The organism is Myxococcus hansupus (assembly GCF_000280925.3).
Taxonomy (GTDB): Bacteria; Myxococcota; Myxococcia; order Myxococcales; family Myxococcaceae; genus Myxococcus; species Myxococcus hansupus.
Genome location: NZ_CP012109.1, coordinates 5,764,845 through 5,777,080 on the forward strand (window position 1 = coordinate 5,764,845; position 12,236 = coordinate 5,777,080).

6 protein-coding genes are annotated in these 12,236 nt (G+C 71.2%); 3 read left to right on the forward strand and 3 right to left on the reverse strand.

Features of this window, described 5'->3' with window-relative positions; genetic code table 11:
• The first annotated feature begins 67 nt into the window (after positions 1 to 67).
• Positions 68 to 1,870, forward strand: coding sequence for a CotH kinase family protein (locus A176_RS22315; protein WP_044890696.1), 1,803 nt, complete (start codon positions 68 to 70; stop codon positions 1,868 to 1,870).
• A gap of 154 nt (positions 1,871 to 2,024) precedes the next feature.
• Here the strand turns inward: A176_RS22315 and pbpC are convergent, their stop codons facing one another.
• Complete coding sequence (gene pbpC, locus A176_RS22320) at positions 2,025 to 4,400, reverse strand: penicillin-binding protein 1C (RefSeq protein WP_002637091.1); 2,376 nt, start codon at positions 4,398 to 4,400, stop codon at positions 2,025 to 2,027.
• Between the two features lie 33 nt (positions 4,401 to 4,433).
• On the opposite strand from pbpC, the gene A176_RS22325 reads away from it, so the two are divergent.
• Entirely contained in the window at positions 4,434 to 5,117 is a 684-nt protein-coding gene (locus A176_RS22325) for a phospholipase D-like domain-containing protein (protein ID WP_044890695.1), read from the forward strand.
• Between the two features lie 23 nt (positions 5,118 to 5,140).
• Here A176_RS22325 and A176_RS22330 read toward each other — a convergent pair whose 3' ends face one another.
• The gene (locus tag A176_RS22330) at positions 5,141 to 10,882 is read right to left on the reverse strand and encodes an alpha-2-macroglobulin family protein (RefSeq protein WP_002637093.1); all 5,742 of its coding nucleotides are present in this window, start codon (positions 10,880 to 10,882) and stop codon (positions 5,141 to 5,143) included.
• Between the two features lie 243 nt (positions 10,883 to 11,125).
• Between A176_RS22330 and A176_RS22335 the strand changes: the two genes are divergently transcribed.
• Positions 11,126 to 11,848 carry an RNA methyltransferase gene (locus tag A176_RS22335; RefSeq protein WP_002637095.1) on the forward strand — a complete coding sequence of 241 codons (723 nt, stop codon included), beginning with the start codon at positions 11,126 to 11,128 and terminating at the stop codon, positions 11,846 to 11,848.
• On the opposite strand, the gene A176_RS22340 is transcribed toward A176_RS22335, so the two are convergent.
• Positions 11,845 to 12,120, reverse strand: coding sequence for a hypothetical protein (locus A176_RS22340; protein WP_002637096.1), 276 nt, complete (start codon positions 12,118 to 12,120; stop codon positions 11,845 to 11,847). The genes A176_RS22335 and A176_RS22340 overlap by 4 nt on opposite strands.
• Between the last annotated feature and the right edge of the window lie 116 nt (positions 12,121 to 12,236).

The following is a 12,236-nucleotide window of genomic DNA, read 5'->3' on the forward strand; positions in this document are numbered from 1 at the left end:
GAGCGTCCGGTCCCCACCATTCCGCGGCCCCCGAAGCAGGCACAGGCGTTGCTCTGGGCCTGGGTCGATGACTCCTTCCCGACTGCTGCTGTGTCTACCGCTGCTGAGCCTGTGGGCATGTGATGGAACCCAGGTGGATCGGCCTCCTTCAATCCAGGACCCGCCTGGCGTGGAGGAGCCGCAGGTGCCTCCCGGCAACGGGCAGCAGCCTCCCGAGGAGCCTCCTCCCGTCGAGCCGCCACCGGTCGACCCGCCGCCGGTCGACCCGCCTCCCGAGCCTCCACCGCCCGTGCCCGAGGCGGAGCGGCCCTTCCAGATGCCCGCCGTGGCGACCTCGGTGCCGCAGTACGAGCTCCTCATCCCCGAAGAGGCGATGCGCCTGTTCGAGGCGGACGTATGGACGCCCGAGCAGGACGGCCTCTTCAAGGCGAATGGGACGACGTACCGCGTGCAGGTCCGCCTGCGGGGAGCCTCCGCGCGCACCTTCCCGAAGAAGAGCTGGAACGTGAAGTTCGAGGACGGCGTGCGCTTCGAGGGCCGCACCTCCCTCAACCTCGTGGCCGAGTACGCGGACGCGACGCTGCTGGCGGAGAAGATTGCCTTCGACCTGCTGGAGGCGATGCGAGTGCCCGCGTCGAAGGGCACGCTGGTGCGGCTGAACGTCAACGGCCACTACCAGGGCGTGTTCCTGGAAATCGAGCAGGTGAACAAGGCCTTCCTGCGGGCGCACAACTTCCCGGACACCGACGGAACCATCTATCGCTGCGGCTGGAAGGACTGCGAATTCAAGATGGTGAAGGTGCCCTACCAGGGGGACTGGGCCAAGAAGACCAACGAGTCCCAGCCGGACGACAAGCTCTGGGAGATGGTGGGCGCCATCAACCACACGCCCGAGCCCCAGTTCGTCAGTGAGATGGAGAAGCGCTTCCACCTGGAGCACTACCTGCGCGCCATGGTGATGGACGCGCTGATGTCCAACAACTACGTGGAGGATTCAGAGAGCTACTTCATCTACGACCGCGCGGTGGCCAAGTGGTCCTACGTCCCGTGGGACCTCAACAACGTGGACTCGCGCTGGTGGTACCCCATCAGCGTGGAGGACATGAGCCAGAGCACCAGCAACATGCGCCACCCGCTGTTCTCCTTCACCCTCCAGGATGCCTGGGTGGAGAAGATGTACGAGCAGCGCAAGCTGGAGACGGCGTCGTACCCGGGCTACCTGCCGGTGTTCTCCAACCTGGCCACGCGCGTGGTGATGAACCCGGTGCTGCGTGAGCGACTGGGCGCCCGGCTGGACAAGGCGATGGAGGAGCTCTTCGTGAGCGAGGTCATGGACGCGCACATCGACAAGCTGCACGCGCTCATCGACCCGCACATGAAGGACGACCCCTTCATGGACTACGGCCGCTTCACCGCGGGCCGCGCCTACCTGAAGCGGTACGTGCGCGAGCGCCGCGCCTTCATCCTCCGGGAGCTGGAGCGCCACGCGCAGCAGCGGCCCACGCTGGTGTTCGAGGCCGTCCACCCGCGCGAGGGCTGGGTGGAGGTGGGCAACCGCACCGCCGCGCCCGTGTCCCTGGCGGGCATGGTGCTGACCACGCAACTGCGCATCAGCCTGGCGCCGTCGCCCAGCCACCCACCCACGGAGGTCCGCTCGCCCATTGGCGCCGTGCTGCCAGCGCTGACGGTGGCCCCGGGCCAGCGCGTGCGCATCCACACCGCGCCGCTCGGCATCCTGATGCCCGCCAACGGCGAGATTGGCCTGTTCGACGGGCGCTCCGTGGTGGGCGTGAAGGACCTGCTCTTCTACGGCGACCTGGGCGCGGGCAAGCGCTACGAGCGCGGCGCGGAAGGCTGGGAGGTGCGCTGAGCGAGGCACGTCGCGAACAGTGAGGGGGCCGTGCGGCCCCTTCGTCCGGAACCCACGGGCGGGCTCCGCACGGGACGCAGCGCCCTGTCACGGTGAACCGAAGCGCGACGAAACGGGACGCGGCGCTCCTGGAAACGGGGCGCCGCGTTTCACGTTACTGCCGCAAGCGCACCACCAGCGTCCGCTTCGCCGTCAGGCCCCGGTCGTCCGTCACGAGAATCTCGTGCGAGCCCACCGACGGCGTCCACCACAGGCGCTCATCCGCGCGCGCCGTCCCCAGCAGCGCGCCGTTCACGAACCACGTCAGCTCCCGCTCGTGCGAGGCCTCCGCCTCCAGCGGCACCTCCTGCTGTGAAGCGGGCACGCCGGGAATCAGGATGGCCACCTGCCCCGGCGCCGGGGACACGATGGCGGGCGCGGACCGGGCGCCTCCAGGCTCGCAGCCGGGCGCCGCTGGCGGGGGTTCGGGCAGGCGCCGGTGCTGGTCCTCCAACCAGCGGCGGATGGTCGCGGGCCAGGACACGTACACCCGCGTCTCCGTCTTCCGCCCTTCCCTGCACATGGGTCCCACCGACAGCCCCGTGACCACGTCCACCTCCACGTGCTGGTGGTAGGGGCAACGCGCCGTGGGCACCGCCGAGCGCCGCGCGTACACGTGCTTGCGCTGGACGCACGCATCCGTCGGCAGGTGCCCTGAATAGGCGCACACCTCCACGTACGCGAGGTCCTCCGGCGGATGCAGGGTCTCGTCCTCCTGCTGGGCCAGGCCCCGCGGACCCACGCCCTCCAGGATGTCGAACAGCACGGGCCCCGCGGCGTCCGCGCCCACCAGGTGCACGCTGGGCGTGTGGTCGAAGTTCCCCAGCCAGACGACCGCCGTGTGACGGGGACCGGAGCCCGCGGCCCACGCATCCCGGTGGCCAAAGCTCGTCCCCGTCTTCCAGTGCACGCGCGCCGGCATGCCCGTCAGCCGCCGCCGCTCCGGGAAGTCCGGGCGGTCGCGCAGGGCCAGGGCCCGGCGCGTCAGCCACGCGGCGCCCGGGGACAGCACCTGGGCGGGTTGCCCCGGAGGAGGCTCGCCCATGAGGAGGCGCAGCGCGGGCGCATGCCCGTCCCCCGCCAGCGCCACGTACACACCGGCCAGCTCCAGCGGCGTCATCTCGATGCCGCCCACCGCCGCGGAGAGACCGTAGAAGCCCGGGTCCTGCACCAGACTGGTGACGCCCGACGCGCGCAGGGTGCCCAGGAAGCGCTCCACGCCCACGCGCTCCAACAGCCGCACGAAGGGCATGTTGAGGGATTGCGACAGCGCGTACTCCAGCCGCACCAGGCCCTGGAAGCGGCCGTCGAAGTTGCGCGGCGCGTAGCCGCCATAGGCCGTGGGCACGTCCGCCACCAACTGCTCCGGCACCACCATCCCCAGGTCGATGCCCATCGCGTACAGCAACGGCTTGAGCGCCGAACCCGGCGAGCGCGGCGTGGCGAAGCCGGCAATCTGTCCGCCGTGCTTCGCGTCGAAGAAGTCGAAGTTGCCCACCAGCGCGAGCACCTCCGCCTGCTGACGGTCCACCACCACCGCCGTGCCGTTGTGGATGCCCCGCTGCGCCAGCCCCACGGCCGCGTCGCGCATCAACCGCTCCACCATCCGCTGGGTGCCCACGTCCAGCGTGGTGTGCAGCCGGGCCTGCTTCGGATGCTGGGCGCGCAGCCACACCGCCACGTGCGGCGCCTCGCGGGGAAACGGCGTCAGCTCCAGGGGCACGGGCGTCGCGTGGACCTCGCTGAGCACCGTTTCAGGGGACACGCGGGCCTCGCCCTGCCCCCGGGGAAGCGCCTCGGCGTCCAGCAGCCGGCGCGCCACGCCGTCCCGCGCCGACCTCAGCCGCGCCGTGTTCTGTTCCGACGGGAAGCGCCGGTTCGGATTCTGCGGCACCGCCAGCAACGTGGAAATCTCCGCCGGGCTCAGGTGCGCCGCGGTGTGGCCGAAGTACGCCAGCGAGGCCGCCTCCACGCCTTCCACGTTGCGCCCGTAGGGGACGAACTGGAGGTACGCCGCCAGCACCTCGCGCTTGGTCAGCCGCACCTCGAGCTGCACCGCCCGGAAGGACTCGATGACCTTCGACGTGAAGGTGCGGGGCCGGGGCTCCAGCACCCGCACCAACTGCATCGTCAGGGTGGAGGCACCCGACACGCGCCGCCCCGTCACCCCGTTGCGCACCGCGGCCCGCAGCACCGCCAGCGGATCCACGCCGGGGTGGTGGAAGAAGCGCTTGTCCTCCAGCGCCAGCAGGGCCTGGATGTAGTCCGGGTCCACGCGCTCCAAGCGCGTGGGGATGCGCCAGCGCTCGTCCGGGGCGAGGAAGACGTGCGCGGGCGTGCCGTCCCGGTACTCCATCACCACCGAGGCGGGCGCGGACAGGCGCGTGGGCAACGGCACGCGCCAGGCGGCCACCCACACCACGGCCAGGAGAACGACTCCCGCGAGGATGACGCGCGACAGCGTCCGTTTGAATCGACGGGCACGGCTCATGAGACGGTGAATCCCTGGCGTATGTTACGCGTGATGAATGCGATTGAAATCGACGCCATCCTGACGGCCATCCTCGACGACCGGCGGCTCACACCCACCGAGCGGCAGGCCTTGCAGGCCGTGCTGGCGGAGCGGCGGGCGGGCGAAGCGCTGCTCACCCTCTTCCGCTCCCGCGCCTTCGCCCTGGCGCGCGCGTCGATGAAGGACGCCCGCTCCCGGGAGGTCATCTCCTGGCTGGAGGAGACGGTGCAGGCGCTGCACGCCCCCGAGCCCGTGGAGACCTCGCGGATGGAGGCGCACTTCTCTCCGGGCGATGGCCCGCTCAACGCCATCGTCCACCAAATCCAGACGGCGCGCGGCGCCATCGACGTCTGCGTCTTCACGGTGACGGACGACCGCATCACCCGCGCGCTGCTGGACGCGCACCGGCGCGGCGTGCGGATGCGAATCGTGAGTGACGATGGAAAGGCCATGGACCCGGGCTCCGACGTGGAGCGGCTGAGCGACGCGGGAATCCCCGTCCGGCTGGACAGGACGTCCGCCCACATGCACCACAAGTTCGCCGTGTTCGACCGGCTGCGGCTGGTGACGGGCAGCTACAACTGGACGCGCTCGGCCGCCACGCACAACCACGAGAACATCCTGGTGTCCGACGACGCGCGGCTGGTGCAGCCCTTCAGCCGCGCGTTCGACGCGCTGTGGGAGACGCTCGCTTAAGGAGCGTCTCCCCTCAGCCCGCGCTACAGCAGGTTGTCCTTCCACGGCCCGGACACTTGGACCGACTGGCCTGCCTCCCGCGCCCACAGCCGCGGGTCATACATGGCCTCCGCCTCCGCCGACGGCAGGGTGAAGGCACCCGCCGTCACCGCGCGCACCGCGTAGATGACCTTCTTCGTCTCGCGAGGCCCCAGGCTGCCGAAGACCTCCATGCGGTCATCCCGGATGTTCACGTAGTCGGCGGACCACAGCGACTCCGGCGCCGCCCAGTCCACCGAGCCGCCCCGGCCCAGCCGCGCGTTCTCGATTTCCCAGCCCGCCGGCAGCCGGTCCACCAGCGCGATGTTCTGCACGCGTTCGGCCGTGGTGTTCTGAATCGCCAGCTCCACGTAGACCAGGTCCGCCAGCGCCACCGGGGCCGGGCCCACGGCCAGCGCCGTGCCGTCCGCCTTGCGCCAGGTGCGCGAGAGCGCCAGGCCCTCGCCGCCCACGCGCGGCTTGCCGTCCGAGCGCACGCCCTCGCTGCTGAGGATGAGGTACAGCTTCCCTTCGTCCTTGGACTTCACCTCCAACTGGAGCCCCTGCCGCTCGCTGGCCCGGGCCAGGGCCCAGGTCCGGTCGGAGGTCCGCGTCCCCTTGTCCTGCACCGGCGTCACCGCCTTGCCGTCCGCCATCAGCACCGGCGCGGCGAAGGTGGTGGCCGCGCCCTGGATGCGCTTGCCCAGGCCGGTGATGCCCCACACCAGCTCCTGCGTGGTGTACCAGTCGCTGCGGTGCGCCTGGAGCGACTCGGCCACCATGCGCGCCAGCGGCTCGCCCGCGGCGTCCTTGCCGAACAGGTCCTCGAAGGTGCTCAGCATGAAGCCCCGGCGGCGGCGGTCCGAATAGAAGGACCAGTCATTGCGCCGCACGTCGGTGACGGGGGACAGGTCCGGGTTGCGCAGCTCCTTCTCGTAGCGGCGGTCACCCGACAGCCACAGCGCGGCCTTGAGCATGTAGTCCTGCTCCAGCTTCTCGCCGGACAGCGGCGCCTTCTTCGCGGACTCCGCCAACGCGTCCACCATCTTCTGGATGCGCGCCTTGCGGCCCTTGCCCGCCACCGACAGGACGTAGTGCATGTAGGCCTCGGCGTTCTCCGTCTGGCTGTCGCGCTTCTCCATCCGGTTCACCTCGTTGGACATCCACGTCAGCGCGTCGTTCAGCCGGTCCTGCGGCACGGGGTACTTCAGCTTCTGCGCGTCCAGCAGCATGTGCGTGGCGTAGGCCGAGCCCCAGTCCACCGGCTCGGTGGCGCCGGGCCAGTAGCCGAAGCCGCCGGACGACGTCTGCATGGACAACACGCGGTTGATGCCCGCCAGCACCATGTCGCTGACGGAGGCGCCCTTCGTCAGCGTGGGGTCCACGTCATTCACCAGCTCGGACACGTACAGCAGCGGCCGGGTGGAGGACGTGGTCTGCTCCACGCAGCCGTAGGGGTAGCGCACCAGGTACGAGAGGTGCTGGAGCGAGCGCGCGTACGGGTTGGCCGTCACCCACAGCGTGGAGCGCTCCGTTGTCGGCACCCAGCCCTTGAGGTACTGCGACACGTCCGTCGTCCCCTCCGCGAGCTCGATTTGCTGCACCCGCCGCTCCCGCGGGCCCGCGGGTGACAGCGGCACGTCCAGCGACTCGTGCGAGGTGTAGCCGCCGCCCTCCACCGTCACCTTCAACCGCGCCGCGCCCACCGCCTGCACCGCGCGGGCCTGGAAGACGAAGGTGTGGGACTTCGTGTCCTCCACCCGCGCCTGGCCCTCGCTCTTGCCCAGGAGTTGGAGCGGCGAGGTGGCCACCGCGGGCATCACCAGCCCCGGCACCGGCAGGGACTCGGCGGTGAGCGTCACCTTCACGTCCTGCGCCTTGCCGGACAGGTTGGTGACGAAGACGGGCACCTGGATTTCGTCGTTCTGCGTGAGGAAGCGCGGCAGCGTCGTCTGGAGGACCAGCGGGTCTCTCACCACCACCTGCGCGCTGGCGCGGCCAATGCGCTGCGGGCCGGCCGTCACCGCCATCACCCGCACCGCGCCGCGGTACTGCGGCAGCTTGAAGGGCACGCGCAGCTTGCCGTTCGCGGGCACCGGCAGCAGGCCGCTCCACAGCGCCACCGGCTTGACGGGCTGCACCCGCCCGGCGGCGCTGCCCTCGCCGTCACCACCCGTGGAGCGTGACGCGCCACCCGGGGGCACCAGCAGCGTCCAGCCCAGCGTCTCGTAGGTCTCCACGCCCAGCTCCCGCTTGACGAAGAGCTGCTTCTGCGGGTCGGGGCTCTGGAAGCGCGTGAGGGAGAGGATGCCCTCGTCCACCACCGCCACCGTGGCGAAGGTGGGGCCCTCCTGAGCGCCCAGCTCCAGCTCCACCGTGAGGGTGTCGTTGGAGCGCACCTCCTTGGGGACGTTCATCGTCACCGACTGCGTGTACTCCACCGGCTCCAGCGTCACGCTGCCCACGCCGAAGGCGCGGTCCGGCATGAAGGCCTCGGCGGACTCCAGGTGCGGGTCCTTCACCAGGAACGTGCTGATGTAGACGTTGGGCGCGAAGGCGGACGGCGTGAAGGTCCACGTCGCCTCGCCGGGCTCCACCGCCACCCAGTGGGACGCGAGCACGCGGTCCGTCTCCGCCGTGAAGAGCATGCGGCCCTTGTAGGGCGCCTTCACCTTCACGGTGATGGCCTGCCCCACGCGGCCCTTCGCCGGCAGCAGCAGGTTCAGCGCCGTGGGCTTGAGCGGGCGCGGCGTCTGGTCCACGCGCGAGCCCTCGCCCCACCAGTAGTAGCGGCCCTCCCCCTCCAGCTCCAGGTCCGTCTGCGCGCCGCCGGAGCGCACGCGCACGATGTAGCCCGCGGCGTCCGCGCCCGGCGTCACGTCCAGCGAGAAGCGGCCGTCCTTCACCGCCACCGAGGAGCGGCCCTCCCGCAGCGGACGCAGGTGGCGCTGGTAGCGCTCGTAGCCCTCGTTCTCGTCATAGAAGTAGCCGTACTCCTCCTCCAGGCGCAGGTACTCCACGTCCACGGACGCGGGCGCCTTGCCGGACGCCGTCACCAGCTTGCCGTCCCAGTCCACCACCACGCCCTTCACCGTGAAGGGCTTGCCGGCCTTCACCTTGCCCGTGCTGGCCTGGAGGCCCACGTAATAGGTCTCCGGGTGCACCGGCACCTGCACGCTGTTCACGGTGGAGCGGCCGCTGCCGGACTCGAAGACGCTGGCCAGCGCGCTCAGCTCGGCGGCCCCCTTCAGGGCGCCCATGGCCCCCTGGGCCGGGCAGCGCAGCAGCGCCTGGCCCTTGGCGTCCAGCGTGCCCTTCACCTGCCCCAGCGTCACGCCGCGCGGCTCGCTGCCATCCGGGCGCCAGAGGCCATAGGTGTACTGCGCGTTGTCCTTGGGCTTGAACGAGGACGGCACCAGCCGGCACGACACCTCCACCGGGCTGCCCTCCGCCGAGCCACCGAAGAGGTACGCCGCCTCCACGCCCACCGGAATCTCCTCGCCCTGCAGGTAGCCGCGCTTCTCCGTGCGCGCCTCCACCTTCATGCGCTCGGGGACGAACTCCTCCACGCTGAGGTGGTACGAGGCCACGTCGCGGTCGGCGACCTTCAGCGTCACGCCGTAGCGGCCCGTGTCCTGGAAGGAGTCGAAGGGCAGGTCCAGCGACACCAGGCCCGCGGCGTTCGTCTTCAGCGACACCTTCTTCAGCTCGCGCTCGCGCGGGTCCACCACGCGCAGCTCCACCGGCATCCCCGCGGCAGGCGCCTTGTCGTCCTGGCCGCGCAGCACCGCGGCGATGTGCGCGGTGTCACCAGGCCGGTACACGCCCCGGTCGGACCAGAGGGAGGCGCGGTAGGCCTTCTCGGAGCGGTACGGCTCGCCCTGCACGTCCGAGTTGGCGATCTCCGTCTTCAGCTCGCTGTACTTGAGATACGTCAGCTCCTCGCCATCCCGGGCGATGAGCGCGAAGGGCTCGCTGGCATCGACGCCCGGCGCGGGCACCTTGAGCACGCAGCCATCCGCCGCCACCGTGGTGCAGCGGGCCACCGCCTCACCGCTCTTCTTCACCAGGGTGACTTCGACACCGGACAGCGGCTCGGTGTTCTCGATGCCCAGCGCCCACACCCAGACCTCTCCCACGCCACTGGAGCCGGGGGCCGGTCCGCCGCGCTTGGCCACGAGGCTCAGGTTGGTGAGCAGGATGCGGCTGGCCGCCTCATAGCGGCCCTGCTTGGCCGTGATTTCCACCAGGCCCCGGATGTTGCCGGGCACCAGGTTGGCCACGTCCACGTAGGTGGTGGAGAGCGTGTCCGCCGGCGCCTTGAGGGCCAGCGTCCGCTTGGCGACGACGTTGGAGGTGCGCTCATCCGCGCGCTCCCGGTAGTCGTCGCTCATCCAGAAGACGAGGTTCTCCGGCGGCACGTTGCGGACGGTGAGCTCCGCCGAGTCCAGGTTGAGGTGCTGCAGCGGCAGGTTGCGCCACGCGCTGCGCGGCAAGTAGCGGCCCGTCGTCGCGAAGGAGAGCTGGGGCGAGCGCGCGGGGACGGCGACCGCCTCCTCGAAGGTGGCCAGCAGCATGCCGCCGCCCACCGAGGCCGTGCCGGCGTCGATGCGCAGCGTGTACGAGCCGCGCTTGAAGTCACCGAAGATGCGGAAGCCGCGGCGGCTCGGCGCCACGGAGACCTTGACCGCGGGCGACAGGTGGATGGCGTCGGCGGCCACGCCCTCGTCCAACGAGCAGCCGCGGTTGCGGCTGTCCCAGTAGTACTCGTCATATCCGTCCGTCTCGCGAGGCGAGGGCGGCGCGGCGCCGTCCACGTCGCGGCAGCTCACCTCGAGGTAGTAGCCGTTGCTGCCCTGTTCCACCGAGACGCGGGTGATGTCGATGCGCTTGCCGGGGCGAACCTCGAACGCGCTCCGTGCCGCGGGGGCCACCACCTTCGCCTGCGACGCGGCGGGCAGGCCCGCCTGGAGGCTGAAGTCCACGGTGCGGCCCTGCTTGAGCAGGCCGCTGGTCAACTGCGCGGCCACGACGTTCCGCGACGGGACGACGGTGCGCCACTTCACGTCCCCCACGGCCTGGTTGCCCACCCGGAACGCGCCTCGCGAGCGCACGGCGGCGATGTCCACCGGGCCGGAGAAGAGGGCCTCCACCTCCACGCGACCCTTCACGATGTCGAGCTGGCGCGGCACCAGGCGGACGAACTGGAACGGCGGCGTGCTGAAGGCGTGGGACCACGCCCCCTCCACGGGGGGCTTCACCACGCCCGAGTTCAGCCCCACCGCCGCCGCCGTGACGGTGTACTTCGTGTCGAACGCGAAGCCGCTGTCCGCCGGCGTGAAGGTGAGCGTGGACTCGGAGGTCCACGTCAAGGTGCCCTGCACGCTCGGAGCGAAGGTGACGGACGTGTCCTGCGTCACCACATGGTCCGCGGGCCGCACGTTCCGGGGGAACTCGATGACGACCCGGTCCGGCAGCGTGTCACCGGTGGACACGGCGCGGATGACGGGCGTCAGCGTCTCCGGCGGAACGGGCTTGGGCGCCTGCGCGGCGGCGGTGGTGCCCGAATCCGGCGCCGCGGCGGGCGTCTGGGTGACGGGCGGTGGCGGCTGCGTTGCGGGCGTCTCCGAGGACGCCTCTTCCTTCTTGCAGCCTGCGAGCGTGGTGCCCACCAACAAGGCCGCGAGGAGCCACCCGGAGCGTTTCGCCCAGGGAGGCCGCTGCGTGACGACGGACTGCGAACCCATGATTCCTCCAGAAGATGTCGCGTGTTCTTCACACGGCGTGCCGGGCGAAGGCACCCCGTGGAAGAGAGGGCTGTGGTCAGGCGCCCACGGCCGAGACGCGTCCCCCGCGCGTCAGCGGACCCGCAGGGTGTCCGCGAGGCCACACCCGGCGTGGCTTCCCGGCGCCTGCGAAGGCTTCGAGGCCTCCAGGCTAGCGGACTCCGCGCCGCCAAGGGACATCCATTCCGATAAGGTGCGCTCCGCATGGTGCTGCCCGTCCGATTCGTCCTCATGCGCCCGCGCAACGCGGAAAACCTCGGTGCCGCGGCCCGGGCCCTGAAGAACTGCGGCCTGTCCGATTGGGTCTGGGTCCGCCCGGAGGTCGAGGACCTGGAGCCGGCGCGCAGGCTCGCCGTCCACGCCCAAGACGTGCTGGAGGCGGCGCGGCGCGCGGATTCCCTGGAAGAGGCGGTGTCCGACTGCGTCTGGGTGGTGGGGACCAGCTCCCGCAAGGTCGACGGCAAGCGCCGGCTCCCCCCGCGCGCGGTGGGCGAGGAGCTGGTGGCCCGGGCGCCCCAGGGGCCGGTGGCGCTCGTCTTCGGCGACGAGCGCAGCGGCCTGACCAACGCGGAGGTGGAGCGCGTCCATGACTTGTCGGCCGTGCCGACCGCGCCCGAGCAGCCCTCCATCAATCTGGCACAGGCCGTCTTGCTGTATGCCTACGAGGTCCGCGTGGCGATGCTCGAGGCCGCCGCCACGCCCGCGGGGCCCCTGCCCGCCGCGGCCACGGACGCGGAGCTGGCGCAGGTGGAAGCCACGCTGGAGAACGTCCTCACCGCCGGCGGCTTCCTGGTGGATGCCCAGCCGGGCCGCACGGCGGTGAGGGACTTGTTCGCGCCGCTGCGCCGCTCACGGCTGACACGGAAGGAAGCGCGGCTGTGGCTGGCCGCGCTGCACAGCGTGCGCAAGCGGTGGCCCGCCGGTTAGACGGTGCGCGGCTTGCGCGGCACGTTCGTGCTCGAACCCGTCCCGATTCCGCCCGGCCCCGAAGGCGGCGGCCCCTTGTGACGCCGCGCCAGGCGCGTGGCGCTCCAGGCGAAGGCGGCGGCGGCCACCACGAGTAGCAGCACCCAGACCCAGGTCGAGGGCGCGGCCATGGGCTCACGGCCGATGGGCGCGGTGACGGGTGAATCGCCTCGGGTCTGTGCGAGCACGAGCGCGGGGACCAGCAGCGACAGATAGGGAATCCGGGTGAGCATGAGCGGCCTCCTTGCAGGGTGTGATTCCTGGAAGGGTGGCCACCCGCCCCCGCCGGTGCTCGCCCTCCTGGAGGGCCGCGCGGCGAGGGCGGACAGAGAGCGGGCGTCCAGCCAGG

Coding starts and splice junctions, on each gene's coding strand:
- A176_RS22340 (WP_002637096.1), bottom strand. CDS start 12,120: ATGCTCACCCGGATTCCCTATCTGTCGCTGCTGGTCCCCGCGCTCGTG.
- A176_RS22325 (WP_044890695.1), top strand. CDS start 4,434: ATGAATGCGATTGAAATCGACGCCATCCTGACGGCCATCCTCGACGAC.
- A176_RS22335 (WP_002637095.1), top strand. CDS start 11,126: ATGGTGCTGCCCGTCCGATTCGTCCTCATGCGCCCGCGCAACGCGGAA.
- pbpC (WP_002637091.1), bottom strand. CDS start 4,400: ATGAGCCGTGCCCGTCGATTCAAACGGACGCTGTCGCGCGTCATCCTC.
- A176_RS22315 (WP_044890696.1), top strand. CDS start 68: ATGACTCCTTCCCGACTGCTGCTGTGTCTACCGCTGCTGAGCCTGTGG.
- A176_RS22330 (WP_002637093.1), bottom strand. CDS start 10,882: ATGGGTTCGCAGTCCGTCGTCACGCAGCGGCCTCCCTGGGCGAAACGC.